The sequence below is a fragment of the Amycolatopsis solani genome (genome assembly GCF_033441515.1).
GTDB classification, from domain to species: domain Bacteria; phylum Actinomycetota; class Actinomycetes; order Mycobacteriales; family Pseudonocardiaceae; genus Amycolatopsis; species Amycolatopsis solani.
In genome coordinates, this window is sequence record NZ_JAWQJT010000002.1 from 2,517,955 (window position 1) to 2,535,700 (window position 17,746).

General features: G+C 72.5%; 18 protein-coding genes. 11 read left to right on the plus strand and 7 right to left on the minus strand.

The features are described 5' to 3' along the window. Nucleotides 1-234: 234 nt before the first annotated feature. The 3 genes from SD460_RS32110 to SD460_RS32120 are packed head-to-tail and all read right to left on the minus strand — an operon-like array spanning nucleotide 235 to nucleotide 4,415. The gene (locus SD460_RS32110; protein WP_290050849.1) at nucleotides 235-912 is read right to left on the minus strand and encodes a response regulator transcription factor; all 678 of its coding nucleotides are present in this window, start codon (nucleotides 910-912) and stop codon (nucleotides 235-237) included. Continuing rightward, the gene (locus tag SD460_RS32115) at nucleotides 909-2,120 is read right to left on the minus strand and encodes a sensor histidine kinase (RefSeq protein WP_290050851.1); all 1,212 of its coding nucleotides are present in this window, start codon (nucleotides 2,118-2,120) and stop codon (nucleotides 909-911) included. The genes SD460_RS32110 and SD460_RS32115 overlap by 4 nt, the downstream gene beginning before the upstream one ends. Nucleotides 2,121-2,165: 45 nt before the next feature. Next, entirely contained in the window at nucleotides 2,166-4,415 is a 2,250-nt protein-coding gene (locus tag SD460_RS32120) for an MMPL family transporter (protein ID WP_290050855.1), read from the minus strand. 166 nt (nucleotides 4,416-4,581) lie between these two features. Between SD460_RS32120 and SD460_RS32125 the strand changes: the two genes are divergently transcribed. Together SD460_RS32125 and SD460_RS32130 are read left to right on the plus strand one after the other, a co-directional pair. Further along, entirely contained in the window at nucleotides 4,582-5,793 is a 1,212-nt protein-coding gene (locus SD460_RS32125; RefSeq protein WP_290050857.1) for a nucleotide disphospho-sugar-binding domain-containing protein, read from the plus strand. Next, complete coding sequence (locus tag SD460_RS32130) at nucleotides 5,793-6,440, plus strand: DUF3159 domain-containing protein (protein WP_290050859.1); 648 nt, start codon at nucleotides 5,793-5,795, stop codon at nucleotides 6,438-6,440. The genes SD460_RS32125 and SD460_RS32130 overlap by 1 nt, the downstream gene beginning before the upstream one ends. Here the strand turns inward: SD460_RS32130 and SD460_RS32135 are convergent. Further along, complete coding sequence (locus SD460_RS32135; protein ID WP_290050862.1) at nucleotides 6,431-7,396, minus strand: LysR family transcriptional regulator; 966 nt, start codon at nucleotides 7,394-7,396, stop codon at nucleotides 6,431-6,433. The two genes, SD460_RS32130 and SD460_RS32135, sit on opposite strands and share 10 nt — an antisense overlap. A 104-nt stretch (nucleotides 7,397-7,500) precedes the next feature. Between SD460_RS32135 and SD460_RS32140 the strand changes: the two genes are divergently transcribed. Continuing rightward, complete coding sequence (locus tag SD460_RS32140; RefSeq protein WP_290050865.1) at nucleotides 7,501-8,346, plus strand: alpha/beta hydrolase; 846 nt, start codon at nucleotides 7,501-7,503, stop codon at nucleotides 8,344-8,346. Further along, nucleotides 8,343-9,716 carry an MFS transporter gene (locus SD460_RS32145; protein WP_290050867.1) on the plus strand — a complete coding sequence of 458 codons (1,374 nt, stop codon included), beginning with the start codon at nucleotides 8,343-8,345 and terminating at the stop codon, nucleotides 9,714-9,716. The genes SD460_RS32140 and SD460_RS32145 overlap by 4 nt, the downstream gene beginning before the upstream one ends. 57 nt (nucleotides 9,717-9,773) lie before the next feature. Here the strand turns inward: SD460_RS32145 and SD460_RS32150 are convergent, their stop codons facing one another. Beyond that, entirely contained in the window at nucleotides 9,774-10,568 is a 795-nt protein-coding gene (locus SD460_RS32150; protein ID WP_290050870.1) for an IclR family transcriptional regulator domain-containing protein, read from the minus strand. A 113-nt stretch (nucleotides 10,569-10,681) separates the two neighbouring features. On the opposite strand from SD460_RS32150, the gene SD460_RS32155 reads away from it, so the two are divergent. From SD460_RS32155 to SD460_RS32185, 7 genes are all read left to right on the plus strand, one after another. Then, nucleotides 10,682-11,242: a flavin reductase family protein gene (locus tag SD460_RS32155; protein WP_290050872.1), complete on the plus strand. Its 561-nt coding sequence runs from the start codon at nucleotides 10,682-10,684 to the stop codon at nucleotides 11,240-11,242. Between the two features lie 27 nt (nucleotides 11,243-11,269). After that, complete coding sequence (locus tag SD460_RS32160; RefSeq protein WP_290050874.1) at nucleotides 11,270-12,826, plus strand: 4-hydroxyphenylacetate 3-hydroxylase family protein; 1,557 nt, start codon at nucleotides 11,270-11,272, stop codon at nucleotides 12,824-12,826. 13 nt (nucleotides 12,827-12,839) lie between these two features. Further along, entirely contained in the window at nucleotides 12,840-13,688 is an 849-nt protein-coding gene (gene catA, locus SD460_RS32165; RefSeq protein ID WP_290050876.1) for a catechol 1,2-dioxygenase, read from the plus strand. A 33-nt stretch (nucleotides 13,689-13,721) separates the two neighbouring features. Continuing rightward, complete coding sequence (locus SD460_RS32170; protein WP_290050879.1) at nucleotides 13,722-14,840, plus strand: muconate/chloromuconate family cycloisomerase; 1,119 nt, start codon at nucleotides 13,722-13,724, stop codon at nucleotides 14,838-14,840. 1 nt (nucleotide 14,841) lies between these two features. Then, nucleotides 14,842-15,132 carry a muconolactone Delta-isomerase gene (locus SD460_RS32175; protein WP_290050881.1) on the plus strand — a complete coding sequence of 97 codons (291 nt, stop codon included), beginning with the start codon at nucleotides 14,842-14,844 and terminating at the stop codon, nucleotides 15,130-15,132. A 123-nt stretch (nucleotides 15,133-15,255) separates the two neighbouring features. Continuing rightward, complete coding sequence (locus SD460_RS32180) at nucleotides 15,256-15,564, plus strand: hypothetical protein (protein WP_290050884.1); 309 nt, start codon at nucleotides 15,256-15,258, stop codon at nucleotides 15,562-15,564. Next, on the plus strand, nucleotides 15,561-16,868 hold the full coding sequence (locus SD460_RS32185) for a DUF4474 domain-containing protein (protein ID WP_290050886.1): 1,308 nt from the start codon (nucleotides 15,561-15,563) through the stop codon (nucleotides 16,866-16,868). The genes SD460_RS32180 and SD460_RS32185 overlap by 4 nt, the downstream gene beginning before the upstream one ends. A 6-nt stretch (nucleotides 16,869-16,874) precedes the next feature. Here the strand turns inward: SD460_RS32185 and SD460_RS32190 are convergent, their stop codons facing one another. Continuing rightward, entirely contained in the window at nucleotides 16,875-17,135 is a 261-nt protein-coding gene (locus SD460_RS32190; protein WP_290050888.1) for a hypothetical protein, read from the minus strand. Between the two features lie 9 nt (nucleotides 17,136-17,144). Further along, nucleotides 17,145-17,717, minus strand: a complete 573-nt coding sequence (locus tag SD460_RS32195) for a PadR family transcriptional regulator (protein WP_290050889.1) — start codon at nucleotides 17,715-17,717, stop codon at nucleotides 17,145-17,147. Nucleotides 17,718-17,746 lie beyond the last annotated feature (29 nt).

A 17,746-nucleotide genomic window follows, 5' to 3' on the forward strand; every position in this document is an offset into this window, starting at 1 on the left:
CCGGGTGAGCTGTGGGCAGGCCGGGTGGGCTGCCGGGCTGGAGCGGGCCCGGCTGGTGGTGCCTCCGTGGCCGCACGATCCGGCGCGCCACCGGTTCAGGGGTGCGCGCGAGCCCGGGTCAGCCGAGTGAGCTGTGGGCAGGCCGGGCCGGCTGCCGAGCTGAACCGGGCCCCGCTGGGGGTGCCTCCGTGGCCGCACGATCCGGCGCGCCACCGGCTCGAAGGTGCGCCCGGGTCAGGCCGGGGGCCGCGGCCTGACCAGGCCGGTCGCGTAGGCGATGACCACCAGCTGGGTGCGGTCCCTGGCCCGCAGCTTGGTCATCGCGCGCTGGACGTGCGTGCGGACCGTCAGCGGGCTGACGACGAGCTCGTCCGCGATCTCGGCGTTCGACTTGCCTTCCGCGGCCAGGACCATGATCTGCCGCTCGCGCGCGGTCAGGACGGCCAGCCGCTCGATCGGCTCCGCCGGGGCTTCCGGCCGGGCGGCCGTGAGGAACTGGGTGATCAGCGACCGCGTCGCCGTGGGGGACAGGAGGGCGTCGCCGGCCGCCACCGTGCGGATGGCGTCGAGGAGGGCGTCCGCCGAGACGTCCTTGCCGAGGAACCCGCTCGCGCCGGCCCGCAGGGCACGGGCGACGTATTCGTCGGTCTCGAAGGTCGTGAGGATGAGCACGCGCGTCGCCGAAAGGCGCGCGTCGCTGCAGATCGCGGTGGTCGCGGTGAGCCCGTTCGTGCCGGGCATGCGGATGTCCATCAGGACGACCGTCGGCTGGTGGGCCCGGGTGAGCGCGATCGCCTCCTCGCCGTCGGCGGCTTCGCCGACCACTTCCATCCCGGGCGTGGCTTCGATGAGCATGCGGAAGGTCGTGCGCAGCAGCGCCTGGTCGTCGGCGAGGAGCACCCGGATGGTCACGGCCGGATCGGCAGTTCGGTGCGGACGGTGAACCCGCCCTCGGGACGCGGTCCGGCGTGCAGCCGCCCGCCCGCGGACTCGGCGCGCTCGCGCATGCCGAGGATGCCGAAGCCCGGGCCCCGGCTCGCCGGCGCGGGGTCCGGCGGCCCGGCGTCGTTTTCGACGGTGACGGTCAGCCGGTCGCGCCCGTAGGCCAGCCGCACCGCCGCCGTCTTCGTGGTCGCGTGCCGGACGACGTTGGTGAGCGCCTCCTGCACGATGCGGTACGCCGTCAGGTCCGCGCCCGGCGAAAGCTCCTGCCGCACGCCGTCGGTGACGACCTCGACGTCGAGCCCGGCCGAGGCGAACGCCGCCGTGAGCTCGGGGAGCTGCCCGAGACCGGGGGCCGGTTCCAGCGGGGAGCCGTGGTCGTCCGGGTGGCGCAGGAGGCCGACGGTGGCCTTCAGCTCGCGCAACGCCGAGGACGTCGTCACGGCCAGTTCCGCCAGGATCGGCTCGACCTGGTCCGACCGGTTCCTGGCGAGGTAGGCGGCGGTGCCGGCCTGGGCGTTGGCCAGCGCGAGGTGGTGGGCGACGACGTCGTGGAGCTCGCGGGCGATGCGCACGCGTTCCTCGGCGACGCGGTGGCGGGCCTCCTCCTCGCGGTTCTTCTCGGCGTACTCGGCGCGGGCCGTCACGGCGGCGACGTAGTCCTGCCGGAGCCGGGTGAACCCGGCCAGCACGATCGGGAGCAGCAGGAAGAGGATCGGGTTGAGGACGGCGAGGAACCACGGGTAGCCGCCCTGCCCGCCGAGCACCTCCGACACCACGACGAGCGCCGTCGTCCCGAGGTAGAACCCCCAGGCGGTCCGCGGCGGGACCTGCCCGGCCAGTTCGTACAGCGCGATCATCACCGGCGCCAGCAGCAGCGGCGTGATCAGGTAGCCGAAACCGCCGGCGACCGCGGCGCAGAGCGCGGTGACCACCACGACCGTGCGCGGGTAGCTGCGCCGCCACAGCAAGGCCAGCAGGGCGGTCGCGGCCGGCGGAACCGCGGACTCCCACGTCAGGTTGTCGGTGTCGGAGAGGTCGGCGTTGAGCACCGCTGGACCGGACACGGCGAGGAACAGCACGGCGCTCAGCGCCACGTCGACGACGCGCGGGTGGTCCTTGCCGTAGTGGCGCCAGCTGAACGTCGTCACGTGCGCCGGCCGCGGTGTCCGGTCCATGGTCGCTGCTCCCCGCACCGGAACCTCCCCGCCGGGCCCGGCCGCTCAGGCGTCCGGCTTTCCGGCGCCCGCCGGGTCCCGCTCGGCCTCCGCCGGCACCGGCCGGACGGCCGGCGTCTCCGCAGTATATCGGCGGCGCAGCGCCGCGCCTTCGAGATCGACGTGGGGCAGGAGCCGGTCCAGCCACCGGGGGAGGGCCCAGGCCCGTTCGCCGAGCAGGGCGAGCAACGCGGGCACGAGCGCCATCCGCACGACGAACGCGTCGAACAGCACGGCGGCGGCGAGGCTGAAGCCGATCATCTTGATCATGGCGAGGTCGGCGCCCACGAACCCCGAGAACACGGCGATCATGATGAGCGCGGCGGCGACCACGACCCGGGCACTGTGCCGGAAGCCGGTGACCACCGACCGCGCGGCGGATTCGCCGCCCGTGTACGCCTCCCGCATCCGCGAGACGAGGAAGACCTCGTAGTCCATGGCGAGCCCGAAGATCATGCCCACCAGCACGATCGGCATCAGGCTGATGATCGGCCCGGTCTGCTGCAGGCCGACCAGGTCGGCGGCCCAGCCCCACTGGAAGACCGCGATGACCGCGCCGAGGGCGGCGAGCACGGACAGCAGGAAGCCGAAGACGGCCTTGAGCGGCACGATCAGCGACCGGAAGATCATCAGCAGGAGCAGGAAGGCCAGGCCGAGCACCACCGCGAGGTACCGCACCAGTCCGCCGGGCACCTTCGAGGCGACGTCGATGTTGACCGCCGTCAGGCCGCTGACCAGGAAGCTCGCGCCCGTGCCCGCTTCGGTGGCGGCCCGCTCGCCGCGGATGCGGTGGACGAGGTCCTCCGTCGCTTCGCTGGTCGGCGCGGTGGCCGGGACCGCGGTGAACAGAGCCGTGTCGCCCGCCGGGTTGAACTGGGGTGGCGAGACCGCGGCCACGCCGGGCGTGCGGCCGACGGCGGCGGCGATGGTCTTGGCCGCGCCCTGCCGGTCCGCGGCGCCGCGCGCGTCGACCACGATCGCCAGCGGGCCGTTGACGCCGGGGCCGAAGGCGCGGGCGAGCGCGTCGTAGGCCCGCCGCTCGGTGGTCGCGGTGGACTTGGCTTCGTCGCCGGGCATGCCGAGCTGCAGCTGCGTCACCGGCAGGGCGAGGACCACCAGCAGGGCGATCGAGCCGGCCAGCACGAGCACCGGGCGGCGCAGGACGAACCGCGCCCACCGCGTCCCGGCGTTGTCCGCGGTGCCTTCGGGCGGCGGGGTCGGGCCGTCCTTGCGAGCCCGGCGGGCCAGCACGACGTTCGGCCAGAAGCCCAGCAGGGCGGGCACCAGGGTGAGCGCGATGAGGACCGCGACGGCGATGGCCGCGGCGGCGGTCAGGCCCATCCTGGCCGCCGCCGGGATGCCGATCAGCGCGAGCCCGGCCAGCGCGATGATCACGGTGAGCCCGGCGAAGACGACGGCCGACCCCGCGGTGCCGACGGCGAGGCCGGCCGCCTCCTGCGCCGGATGGCCCTTCGCCCGCTCCTCGCGGTAGCGCGAGACCACGAGCAGCGCGTAGTCGATGCCGACCGCGAGGCCCAGCATCGAGGCCAGGGTGCCGCTCGTCTGGGAGAGCCCCAGCGCGGCGCCGGTGGCGAAGACGGCGAGCGTGCTGATGCCGACGCCGAGCAGGGCGGTCAGCAGCGGCAGGCCGGCGGCCACGAGCGAGCCGAACGTGACCAGCAGGACCAGTGCGGCCAGCGCCACGCCCACCAGCTCGCTCACGCCGCCGATCGACGGCTTCTCCGCCAGCACCGGCCCGCCGACCTCGACCGTCAGCCCGGACGCGCGGGCGGCGTCGACGGCGGTGCGCAGCTGGTTCCTGGTGGTGTCGTCGATGTCGTCCGGTTTCACCTTGTACGCGACGCTGGCGAAGGCGGTGGACCGGTCGGGACTCACCGTCTGAGCCTGGAACGGGCTGAGCGCGGCGGCCACCTGCGGTCCGCGCGAGACCCGGCCGACGAGCGCCTCGATGGCCGCCCGGTTCCCCGGGTCGGTGACCTGCCGCCCGGCGGGGGCGACGAACACGACGCGCGCGGTCGCGTTGTCGATGCTGCCGGCGTTGCCCGGGAACCGTTGCTGCATCAGGTCCAGCGCCGCCTGCGACTCGATGCCGGGCATGGACCCGCTTTCCCCCGGCAGCGGCGGCGCGGTGCTCGAGGCGAACCCGGCGGCGCCGAGCAGGGCCAGCCACAGCAGCAGGAAGAGCCGGCGACGGCGGAAGGCCAGCCTGCCCAGCCGGTACAGATAGGTAGCCACGGGACGGAGGCCTCCTCGTCGGATCGGGGAACCCCGTCAGGCTCGCGCAGGGCGGCGTGTCCCGTCGTCGTGCGACTGCTGGCATCGCCGTACTGAAATCGCAGTACCCGGGCCGGTTGAGGGAGAGCCGACGCCGGCTGTAGCCGCCGGGCCGATCGTGGGTCGCATGACGGAAACTGCCTCTCGCGGAACCGAGCCCCTGCGTGTGCTCTTCGCCGTGCCGCCGGGAATCGGCCACGTGTTCCCCGTTGTCCCGCTCGCTTGGGCGCTGCGCGCGGCCGGGCACGAAGTACTGGTCGCCACCGCGGCCGACGGCGTGGCGGCGGTCGTGCGCGCCGGCTTGCCCGTCGTCGACACGGCCCCGGGGCTCGACGTCAAAGCCGTGTTCGGCGCGGGACAGGACACCGGCCGGGCGCTGGCCGCGCAGCTGCGCGAACACGGCGAGGAGTTCGTGCGCTCCGGCGGCCGCACCCCCGACTTCGTCCTCGGGCTGTACGCACGGATCAGCGACCGGATGGCCGGCGAGACGGTGCGCCTGGCGCGGTACTGGCGGCCGGACGTCGTGGTGCACACCGCCGATCAGGGCGCCGGCCTGCTCGCCGCCTGCGCGACGGGCGTGCCCTCGGTCGAGCACGGGATCAACTTCGTCCGGGAAGACGCCCTGCCGGAGCGGTTCCTGCCCTTCCTGGCCGAGACCGCGGCCCGGCTCGGTGTGCCGGACCGGCTGCCCGAACGCGCGGCGCTCCACGTCGTCCCGGCCGAGTTCCTCGTCGGCGATGGCGAGGGCTGGCCGCTGCGGTACGTCCCGTACAACGCGGGCGGCGTGCTGCCGGACTGGCTGTGCCGCCCGGCGGAGCGCCCGCGCGTGCTGGTGACCTTGGGTACCGTCCTGCCGTCGCTCGGCGGGCTCGGCGGGGTGGCGCCCCTGCTCGCGGCGACCGCCGAGCTCGACGCGGAAGTCCTGCTCGCGTTCGGTGACGGCGTCGACGCCGACGCGCTGGGCCCGCTCCCGGCCAACACCCGCCTGACGGGCTGGGTACCGCTGGCCGCCCTGCTCGCGTCCTGCTCGGCGATCGTCCACCACGGCGGCTCCGGCACGACGTTGACGGCGCTGGCCGCGGGCGTGCCCCAGCTGGTCCTGCCGCAGGCGGCCGACCAGTTCGTCAACGCGGAGGTCGTGGCCGCGCACGGGCTGGGCGTGCGCCGCGATCCGTCCGAAGTGGACACCGCCACGATCCGGAGCCTCGTGGCCGACGGCGAGCTCCGGGTGGCGGCCCGGGCCGCGGTCGCGCGGATCCGCGCCCAGCCGGCGCCCGCCGCGGTGGTGCCCCGCCTCGAAGCACTGGCCCGCCGGGTGCCGTCGCCCGCACCGGCTTGATGAACTTCGCGGTTCTCACGGAGAAGTCGCGCTCGGTCTTCACCGCGATCGGCGGCTGGCGCACGGTCGCCGAAGGGGTGGCGTCCCGGCTGCTGTTCCTGGTCGGCTACCTGTCGACCGGCCACGTCTTGGTCTCGGCCCTCGTGGCGGTCGCCGGCGTGCTGGTGTTCGCCGTGGTCCGGGTGTGCACCGAGCGCAAGTGGTGGCAGGCGGGCGTGGGACTGGCGGTGGTGGGCCTGTCCGCGGCCCTGGCGGGCGGAACGGGCCACGGCGCGGACTTCTACCTGCCGGACATCGTCCGCGGCGCGGTGGCGGGTGCGGTGTTCCTGCTGTCGATGCTCGTGCGCCTGCCGCTGGTGGGCGTGCTGGTCGAGGTGGCCCGTGGTGAGCGTTTCGCCTGGCGGCGAGACGGCGCACGCCGCCGCTGCTACCAGCTCTGCACGGCACTGCTCCTGGCGAAGTCGGTACTGGCGACGGCGGTGATGGTGCCGTTCTACGCCGCCGGCGAAGTGGTTCCGCTGGGGATCGCGAGCACGGTGCTGGGCGCTCCGGCGATGGGCCTGTGCGTGTACTGGGTGTGGCGGATCCTGCGTGCGCGCGGGGTGCTGCCGGCTGCCGGGGTGGGGACCCGGCGTCGTCAGCCGTGACCGGGAACCGGTTCGCCGGTGCGTGCCTGCCGTCCGGCGAGGATGTCGTCGAGGCGGGAGCCGACTTCGGTGCAGTTCGCGCGGACGGTGTCGAGGAACGCGGCGAGCACGGGGGAGTCGTCGGCCGCGCGGAAGGACAGCTGCAGGTCCGGCAGGCGCACGCGCGGGGTGACGTCGCAGAACCAGATGTCCTTGCGGATGACCAGCCGCATCCGGGCCGGGCCGAGGCCCACGCCGACGTCGCAGGCCGCGAGTCCGATGATCGTGTGGATGTCGCGCGACACCGTGGCCGCGTCCAGTGCCGTCGTGCCGGGGCCGAACAGGCTGCGCAGGTGGGCGGCCACCGCGGGTTCCTGCTCGGGTGCCGACACGATCAGGCGCTCGGCCGCCAGCTGCTCCAGCCGGATCTCCGCGCGGCCCGCGAAGGGGTGCGCGAGACTGACGACGGCGACCAGGTGGTCCGCGCCGATCGGAACGGTTACCAGCCCATCGGCCCCGGCGCCGCGCGGGAAGCCGCGGCCGACGGCGACGTCGAGCTGACCCTCGACCAGCGCCGCGGTCGCCTCCGGGCTGCTCATTTCGCGCAGGTCCAGCCGCACGTCCGGCCGGCCGCGGCCGAACCGGCTCAGCACCCCGGGCAGGGGGGCGAGCAAGGCCGAGCCGATGAAGCCCATCCGCAGCTGGCCGGTTTCGCCGCGCGCCGCGCGGCCGGCCTCGACCGCCGCGGCCGTCATCTCGCCGAGGGCCCGCCGGGCCCGGACGAGGAACGCGGCGCCCGCGGCGGTGGGGAACACGCCCCGGGCCGTGCGGTCGAACAGCCGCTCGCCGACTTCGCGTTCCACCGCCGCGATCTGCGTGGACAGCGGCGGCTGGGCGATCCCGAGTGACGCGGCCGCGCGACCGAAGTGCTGGTGCTCGGCCAGCGCCAGCGCGTAGCGGAGGTGCCGTGACTCCATACTTTGAAAGTATCACGCGACCTTGATCCAGATATGGAAGTGGATGACCGGCGCCGAGGCGCGGTGAGGTGGAGCTCGTACCCCACTGCCTCCGAAAGGTCGTCATGAACGAGCCCGCCGCCTGCGTTTTCGTCCACGGTGCCTGGCACTCTTCGCTGCACTGGGCCGCGACCCAGCGAGCACTGGCCGCACACGGCGTGGCCGGCGTGGCCGTGGACCTGCCCGGCCACGGCGTGACTGCGCCGCTGCCCGCCGGGTACCTGCGGCCCGGTCAGCCCGCACTGGCCACCGAACCGTCCGCGCTGGCCGGGCTCACCACCGGTGCGCTGGTCGACGCGCTGGTCGCCGAACTCGCCGAGGTGCGCCGCCGGTTCGCGAGGGTGGTCCTCGTCGCCCACAGCGCGGGCGGCGGTCCGGCGTCGGCGGCCCTCGAACGGCAGCCGGAGCTGGCCGACCACGTCGTCTACCTGTCGGCGTTCGTGCCGGCGGGCCGGCCGCGGTTCCTCGACTACGTCAGCGCGCCGGAGAACGCCGGCGCCGTGCGGGTGCCCAACTCCGGCGATCCCGAGGTGCTCGGCGCGTTCCGGATCAACCCCCTCTCGCCGGATCCCGCCGAGGTGGCGGTCATCCGGCGGGCGTTCCTGAACGACTGGCCCGCGGACCGGCCCGGCTGGCGGCTCACCCTCCACCCCGACGAACCCCTGGCGTCGCTGAACGGCGAGTTCCCGGTGACCGCCGGGCGGTGGGGCCGGGTTCCCCGCAGCTACATCCGGCTGACCGACGACCTCGCCCTGCCGCCGGCCACCCAGGACCTGATGATCGCCGAGGCGGACCGGCTGGCGCCGGACGCCCCGTTCTCGGTGTTCTCGTTGCCGGGCGGGCATTCGCCGTTCCTGACCCGGCCCGGCGAGCTCGCGGAGCTCGTCGCGCGGATCGCGAAGCAGGCATGAGGCCCGCCGCGCAAGCCGTGCTGCTGTCGGGGACGTTCGTGCAGCTGATGAGCGTCACCGTGATGCAGCTGGCCGTCCCGCGCATCCGGCACGACCTCGCGGCCGGCTCGGGAGCGGGGCAGCTGGCCCTGGCCGGCTACACGCTGACCTTCGCGTGCACGCTGATCACCGCGGCCCGGCTCGGGGACCGGTTCGGCTACCGGCGGCTGTTCGTGTTCGGCACCGTCGTGTTCACCGCCGCGTCACTGGCGGCCGCCGCCGCGCCGGACGCGGGGACGCTGGTGGTCGCCCGGCTGCTGCAGGGAGCGGGCAGCGGTGTGGTCGCACCGCAGATCCTGTCGCTGATCCAGACCGCGGTACCCGCGGACCGGCGCGCGGGTGTGCTGGGCCGGTACGGGGCGACGATGGCCGTCGCGTCGCTGGCCGGGCCGTTGTGCTGCGGCGTCCTGCTGCACTTCGACCCGTTCGGGGCCGGCTGGCGGGTGGCGCTGGCCCTGCCGGTGCCGGTCGGGCTCGCCGCGCTCGGCCTGGTCCGGATCCTGCCCGACGGACGCGGGCCGGCCGGCACCGGCCGGGTCGACCCCATCGGGGCCGCGTTGTCGCTGACCGGGCTGGTGCTGCTCGTGCTGCCGCTGACCCTGGGCCAAGACGCCGGCTGGCCGGCGTGGACCTGGCTGAGCGCGGTGCTGGCGATCGGCCTGCTCGTGGCGTTCGGCGTCTCGCAGCGGCGAGTCCGCCACCCCCTCGTGCACCCCGAAGCGCTGACCGCGGCGACGACCCGCTGGGGCATCGCCGCGGTGCTGCTGTTCAACGCCGGCATCCCGTCGTTCAGCCTGCTGCTTTCCCTGCACCTGCAGGGCGCGCTGCACCACGACCCGCTGGTGACCGCGGCGACGGTGGCGCCGTACGCGATCGGTGCCGTACCGGGCAGCCGGCTCGCCGAAGCCGCGGCACGCCGGTTCGGCGCCGTGATTCTGGCCGCCGCGTCGGGAGGCCTCGCCGTGGTGTCACTGCTGGTCGTCCCGGCGCTGGCCGCGCCGGCACCGGTCCTGTGGACGGTGCTGGGCGCGGGCGGGTTCGCGTTCGGCCTGTTCACCGCGTCGGCGTTTTCCCTGGTGCTGAGCCGGGTGCCGCCGCCGGCCGCCAGTTCGGTGTCGGGCCTGCTGCCGACGGCGCAGCAACTGGGCGGCACGGTGGGGGTGGCCCTGGCCGGTGTCGTCTACACCGAGGGAGCGATGGGCGCGGCGATGGGTTACGAGGCTTTCGTTTTCTTACTCGCCGCTGTGGCTACGGTGCGTCTGCGCCGCAGGCCCGCCGATCGGGCGGCTCCGGACACCGCGCTCCCGTCGTGGAGGAACGCGGGTTCGTGAGCCGCGAGCCCGACCCGGTCGACCGCCGCCGGATGCGCCTGCACGGCACCGAAACGTCTAGAAGAACCCTTCGCGGCCGGCGCCGGGCACGGCGCGGTGGCCGAGGTCGGCGCTGATCCGCGCGGCGGTCCGGACCACCAGCGGGACCACCTCCTGGCGCAGCTTCTCCACGTCCGAGCGCCCGCTCGACGTCGACGAGGCCAGCGCGGCCACCACCGCGCCGCTCGCGTCGCGCACCGGGGCCGACACCGAAATCAGGCCCTCCTCGAGCTCTTCGACGACGAGGGACCAGCCCTGGTCCTGCACCATCCGCAGCGCCTTCCGGAAGCCGCTTTCGTCGGTGATCGTCCGCGCGGTGAACCGCGGCAGCCCGGCCGCGACGACCTCGTCCACCAGTGCCGGTGGCGCCCAGGCCAGTAGCACCCGGCCCATCGACGTCGCGTGGGCCGGTACCCGCGTGCCGATCGACACGTTGATGCTCATGATCCGCCGCACCGGGACGCGGGCGACGTAGACGACCTCGGCACCGTCCAATGCGGCCAGTGACGCCGACTCGCCGGTCTCCTCCGCGAGGCTCAGCAGCCGCGGCTGGGCGGTCTCGATCATGCCGTGCGAGGCCGAATAGTGCTGGCCGATGCTGAGCACGCGCGGGGTCAGCGACCAGCGCGGGCCGTCGCCGCGGACGTACCCGAGCCGTTGCAGCGTAAGGAGGATCCGCCGCACCGCCGGGCGGGACAGGCCGGTCGCGGACGCCAGCTCGGCGAGCGTCGGGTTCGCGCGCTCGGCGTCGAACGCCATCAGGACGGCGAAGCCCCGCTCGATGCTCTGGATGTGGTCGCGGTCGGTCTCCATCGCCTCATCCTTCCGCACCGGCCGTCTTGACAACGCGGACGCGCCGGGGGACTCTCCTTAACGTGTCCGCATAGCGTTCATGATGTACGCACAGCGTACAGGAGGTAAGGGCAATGACGCTCGACCAGCGCGAGATCCGCAACGCCTTCGGCCGCTTCGCCACCGGCGTCACGGTGGTGACGTGCCGCAACGACCAGGGCGAACCGCACGGGGCCACGGTGAACGCCTTCACCGCCGTCTCGCTGGAACCGGCCCTGTGCCAGGTGACGCTGACGCGCCGGTCGAAGGCCTGCCGCTACCTCGACGGCGCGCCGTTCGCCGTCAACATCCTCGCCGCGGACCAGCTCGACACGGCCTGGCACTTCGCCGGCCGGCCCCAGGACCGGGCGCCGGAATGGGCCGAGGGAGTGGTGGCGCCGGTGCTGACCGGTACCGCGGCCACCCTCTCGTGCCGTCCGTGGCGCCTTTACGACGGCGGTGACCACCTCATCGTCATCGGCGAGGTCGAGCACCTCGAAACCAGCGACGCCGACCCGTTGCTGTTCTTCGCCGGCGGGTTCCGCGAACTCGGCCCGCGCGGCCACGCCCACTGGTCGGCCTCGGTCGACTGCCCCGACCTCGGCTGGTTCGGCTCGGCCGCCGAATTCGCCCCGCTCACCGCAGCAGCTTCCTGAACCGTTCACCGACGAAGGGTTGGCCCGATGACCATCCAAGAGCACGACGCACCCGCGAAGGTGCGCACGACCCGGCCGATGACCGGGGACGAGTACGTCGAGTCCATCCGGGACGGCCGGGAAGTGTTCATCTACGGGGACAAGGTCGACGACGTCACCACGCACCCGGCGTTCCGCAACTCGGTGCGGATGACCGCACGGCTCTACGACGCCCTGCACGACCCGGACCAGCAGTCCGTGCTCACCGCGCCGACCGACACCGGCAGCAGCGGTTTCACCCACCCGTTCTTCCGCACGCCGAGGTCCAAAGAGGACTTGTTCGCCGACCGCGACGCGATCGTCGCCTGGGCGCGGATGACGTACGGCTGGATGGGCCGCAGCCCGGACTACAAGGCCGCGTTCCTCGGCACGCTCGGCGCGAACTCCGACTTCTACGAGCCCTTCGCCGACAACGCCCGGCGCTGGTACACCGAGTCGCAGGAAAAGGTCCTGTACTGGAACCACGCGATCATCAACCCGCCGGTGGACCGCGACCGCAACCCCGACGACGTCAAGGACCTGTTCATCCACGTCGAGGAGGAGCGCGACGACGGCCTGATCGTCTCCGGCGCCAAGGTCGTCGCGACCGGCTCGGCCATCACCAACTACAACTTCATCGCCCACTACGGCCTGCCGATCAAGAAGCGCGAGTTCGCGCTCGTCTGCACGGTGCCCATGGGTGCGCCGGGCATGAAGCTGATCTGCCGCAACTCCTACTCCAACGTCGCCGACGCGACGTCGAGCCCGTTCGACTACCCGCTCTCGAGCCGGTTCGACGAGAACGACACGATCTTCATCCTCGACAAGGTGAAGATCCCGTGGGAGAACGTCTTCATCTACGGCGACGCCGAGAAGGCGAGCACGTTCTTCCCCGGGTCCGGCTTCCTGCACCGCTTCACCTTCCACGGCGTCGCGCGGCTGGCCGTCAAGCTCGACTTCATCGCCGGGCTGCTGATGAAGGGCGTGGAAGTCACCGGCACCAAGGACTTCCGCGGCATCCAGACCCGCGTCGGCGAGGTCATCGCCTGGCGCAACCTGTTCTGGGCGCTCTCGGACGCGATGGCCGCGAACCCGGACGAGTGGAAGAACGGCGCCGTCCTGCCGCACCTGGACTACGGGCTCGCGTACCGCTGGTTCATGACGCTCGGCTACCCGCGCATCCGCGAGATCATCATGCAGGACCTGGGGTCCGCGCTGATCTACCTGCCGTCGTCGGCGAAGGACTTCTCCTCGCCGGAGATCCGCCCGTACCTCGACCAGTACGTGCGCGGCTCGAACGGCTACAGCGCGGTCGAGCGCGTCAAGCTGATGAAGCTGATCTGGGACTCGATCGGCAGCGAGTTCGGCGGCCGGCACGAGCTCTACGAGCGCAACTACTCCGGCAACCACGAGGGTGTGCGCGCCGAGCTGCTGTTCGCCGCCCAGCAGTCCGGCTCGGCCGAGGCGATGAAGGGCTTCGCCGAGCAGTGCATGGCCGAGTACGACCTGGACGGCTGGACCGTGACCGACCTCTACAACCCCGGCGCCACCTCCCTTTCCCGCTGACGAAGGACCGGCCATGACCACCACCGAACACCACGCACCCACCGCGGCGGGCTCGGGCAGCTCCGCCAGCGCGGCCTTCCGCGCGGCCGCCCGGACGAGCCAGGACGTGCCGCCCGAGCGCGTCGACGAAGTCGCCCGTGCCGTGCTGCACGGCGTCCACCAGGCGATCCGCGACCACGACGTCACCTACCCGGAGTTCCAGGCCGCGAAGCAGTGGCTGATGGACGTCGGCGAAGGCGGCGAATGGCCGCTGTTCCTCGACGTGTTCGTCGAGCACGTCGTCGAAGAGGTCGCCGCCCGCACCCAGGACGGGACGAAGGGCAGCATCCAGGGCCCGTACTACCTGCCGGACCAGGAGAAGCTGCCGTGGCAGACGGCCCTGCCGATGCGGCCGGACGAAAAGGGGACACCGCTGGTGTTCGCCGGGCAGGTCCGCGACGTCGACGGCGCCCCGGTCGCCGGCGCCGAGCTCGACATCTGGCACGCCGACGACGACGGCTACTACTCGGGCTTCGCGCCGGACATCCCCGAAGGCACCCTGCGCGGCGTGGTCGTGAGCAACGGCGAGGGCCGGTTCGAGATCACGACCGTCCAGCCGGCGCCGTACCAGATCCCGACCGACGGCCCGACCGGCCGGCTCATCGCCGCCGCCGGGTGGCACGCGTGGCGGCCGGCGCACCTGCACCTGATGGTGCGCGCGCCGGGCCACCGCACGATCACCACCCAGCTGTACTTCCAGGGCGGGCAGTGGCTCGACAGCGACGTCGCCGAAGCCACGAAGCCGGAGCTCGTGCTCGACCCGCGGCCGGACGGCGACGGCCGGCTGCGTGCGACGTACGACTTCGTGCTCGAACGCGCCTGAGGCCCCGCTTCCCTTCTGCCGAAACGAGGATCGATGACCGACCTGGGGATCGAGCGCGTCGAGACGGTGCTGCTGGACGTGCCGCTGCGCCGTCCGCACCGCTTCGCCCGCACCGGCATGGCTGCCCAGCCGGTGCTGCTCGTGTTCGTCCACACCCGCGGCGGCGCCGTCGGCGTCGGCGAAGGCGTGGTGCCGGGCGGCCCGTGGTGGGGCGGCGAGTCCGTGGAGACCATGCGCCTGGTCGTGGAGCGCTACTTCACGCCGGTCCTGCTCGGCCGCCGGGTGGACGACGTCGCCGGGATCCTGCGCGATCTCGGCGACGTCGTCGCGGCCAACCTCTACGCGAAGGCGGCGGTGGAGGTGGCGCTGCACGACGCCTGGGCCCGCGGGCTCGGGGTGCCGGTGCACACGCTGCTGGGCGGGCTCGCCCGGCGGTCGGTGCCGGTGACCTGGGCGCTGGGCACCGAACCGGCGCCGGTCGTCGCCGACGAGGCACTGGCGAAGCTCGACGACGGACACCGCAGCTTCAAGCTCAAGATGGGCGCGCAGGATCCGGCCGACGACGTCGCGCGGGTGTGCGCGGTCGCCGAGAAGCTCGTCGGGGTGGCCAGCGTGCGGGTGGACCTCAACGCGCGCTGGGACCTGCTGACGTCGCTGAAGTACCTGCCGCGGCTGGCCGCCGCGGGCGTTGACCTCGTCGAGCAGCCGGTGCCGGGCGCGGAGGTCGAGGCGCTCGCCGAGATCAACCGCGCCCTGCCGATCCCGGTGATGGCCGACGAAAGCCTCCGCACCCCGGGCGACGCCCTCCGGCTGGCGAAGGCCCGCGCCGCCGACGTGTTTTCGTTGAAGACAACGAAGTCGGGTGGCCTGCGCGCCACCCGTGCTATCGCCGAGGTCGCCGCCGCGGCCGGGATTCCGTGCCACGCGGGCACGTCGATCGAGAGTCCGGTCGGGACCGCGGCGACGCTGCAGCTGGCGTGCTCGACCCCGGCGGTGACGTGGGGGAGCGAGCTGTTCGGCCCGCTGCTGATGAGCGAAGGGCTGTTGACGACGCCGTTGCGCTACGACGGCGGCGAGCTGCACCTGCCGGACGGCCCGGGCCTGGGCGTCGAACTCGACCTGGCGGCGGTGCGCCGCCTGGAAAGGCGCTGAAATGCTGTTCCACGTGCGGATGGACGTCTCGATCCCGCCGGGGCTGGACGTCACCGATCGGGTCGCCGAAGAAAAGGCCCGCGCGCTGGAGCTGCAGCGCGCGGGCGTGTGGGTGCACCTGTGGCGGATCGTGGGGCGCTACAGCAACTTCAGCGTGTTCGACGTGGCCTCGAACGACGAGCTGCACGGGATCCTCTCGGGTCTGCCGCTGTACCCGTTCATGAAGATCGAGGTCACCCCACTGGCCACGCACCCGTCGGATCTGGCCGTCGCGGGCGGCCAGGAGCGGTAGCGGCGCCTCGCTGCTTCGAGGCGATCACCGGGGCCGGCTAAACCGATCGTGGAACCACGGCGTTTCTCCTGCGGCAAGCTGTTACATTGCCGCCAGATCGTGTCACTTGCGGGAGGAAGTCCGGTGGGTTTCGAAGTCGACGTCGCGGACATCAGCAACGCCGCGGCCAAGCTCGCCGAGGGGAAGCCGCCGGTGCTCTCCGCGGAAGGGGCGCCGAACGTCGGGAGCACGGCGAGGGCCGGCGGCTTCGCCGGTGACTACGACGTCTGGCTGGCGACCAGGAAGGACGATCTGGACGCCGCCCAGCAGCAGGTCGAGACCCTGGTCGAAGCCATCCGAACCGCCGCGAAGGGCTACCACGGCTCCGACTCCGAAGCCCGTGACGCGTTCCTGAAATCCCTCGACGGCAGCTTCGGACGGATCGACCGGTGAGCGTCTTCGACGACATCTACGCGCTCGCCGACCAGGTCGAGAAGGGCAGCACCACCGAGCTGGACGACCGCGCGCGGGCGTGCCGGGCCACCAAGGAAATGGTCCAGGACACCAAGGCCCTGCTGGAGAGCGTGCGCGTCCAGCTCAGCGAGGGCTGGCACGGCGGAGCCGGTGAAGCGGCGCTGAAGTCGCTGGACGCGTTCAAGAAGAACCGCGACGACCAAGCCCAGGACCTCGAGGAGTCGGCCAAGTCGTTCGAGACGATCCGCGACGCGCTGGCGAAGGCCCAGCAGGACGCCCGGAGCAAGCGCGCGGACGCCCAGGCGCTCCAGAAGAAGAGCGACGACGGGTGGCACGGCTTCGGGATCCGCCCGGTCGACCTCGCCGCCACCTGGGCGCGGGACAAGGTCCTCAAGGCCGAGGCCCTGGTCCTGCTCGCCGACTTGGCGCGGGTGACCACCACCTACGACGCGATCCTGCTCATCGAGGGCCAGAAGCTCCGGTTCAAGACGGGCCAGGTGTGGGAGCTCGCGGGCTCCGAGAAGCGGAACCTCGCCGAAATCGGCGCGATCATGCTCCGCGAAGTACCCGGTCTCGCCGCGTTGGTCGCGAAGAACCCGGAGCTGCGGGACGCCCTGCTGCACGGGGACTGGGACAAGCTCATGCAGAACCCGGAGATCGCCCAGAAGATCTATGACTACCTCGGCTTCCGGTACAACGCGGAAGGCGACTTCTACACCACCGGCGAGCATTCGGTGCAGAGCTACCTGGGCTGGCGCGACTTCTACGACAAGCTCGGGCGGCTCGGCGGGATGGAGCTCGACGAAACCGGCACCGACGGCGACAACATGGAGTTCACCGACCCCGAGACCGGGAAGACCTACCGGCTGGAGCTGTGGAAGGGCAAGTACAGCAACCAGGCGTTCGGCGGTGAGGTCGGGTTCTACACCAGCGACTCGCCGAACAACAACGGGCACTTCAACGCGGCGCAGGGCGACGACCAGATCAAGGTGACCCAGACGATCTACAACAAGGAAAGCGGCGAGGTCTACTTCACCAACGACGGCCAGGGCGCCGACGGCACCGACAAGAAGCACTTCTGGAACCTGGCGATCCGCACCGACCCGGACGTGAACCCGGACCAGCTGGGCCAGCGAGCCACGGTCGAGGTGCGCGACGTCGGGCTGCGCGACCGGATGTACGCCGAGATGGTCCGGTACGCGGCCGCGCACCCCGGCGACCACCTCACCGTCACGAAGGGGTCCGACCACCCGCCCACGCTCAGCTACGACTGGCGGAAGTGACCGCTCCTAGGAGGTCACCGGCCTGAACTCGTACGGCCCGTCGTCGTCCTCGTCGCGGCGCCGGGCGGGTTTCCCGGTCAAGCCGGCGAACACCCCGTCGACGTCGACCAAGGCCGCGACCTGGTCGGCGACGTGCTGGCCGTGCCGGTCTTCGATGTCCTCCAGGCCCGAGCGCAACGCCGTGGTGGCGGCGCTCCTGGCCCGGTCCCGCAACGTGCTTGCCAGCTCGTCCGGCGTTTCGCCGGATCCCCGCCTCGAGTCGGTCATGCCCCCAGCCTAGTCCCGGAGTGAGTACTTCCCGATCTCGAACTCGCCCCGGGCGACGCGCTCGAGTACGCCGCGCCAGAATTCGAGCGCCGCGTATTCCATGCCCAGCCCCAGTTCCAGGGTGATCATGCGGCCGGCGACCTCTTCGATGTGGCCGAAGCGGCGCTGCATCTCCTCGTACTCGGCGATCCGGCGCTCGTGCTGCTCGACCTGGCCCTTCGCGAGCCGCGCCACGTCGTCCGGGCCGGCCAGCTCGCTGAAGAACAGCTTGATCTCCGCCACGTCGCGCAGCTCGAAGTGCTCGTCGACCGGCTCGGCCATCCAGCCGCGCAGGGCTTTGCGGCCGGCTTCGGTGATCGAGAACGTCTTGCGACGGCGCCCCGAGTCCTCCTCGTCGAGCTCCAGCAGGCCGGCCTCCTCGAGCCGCTTGGGCTCCGAGTACAGCTGCGCGTGCGGGAAGTTCCAGAAGTAGCCCACGGACCGGCCGATCGCGCGCTTGAGGTCGTAGGACGTGGAAGGGCCGCGCAGCGCGATCATGCCGAGCACCACGTACGACGTCGTCGACAACCGAACCGTTGACATGCTCCGAATCGTATCGTAGGTTCGCAACC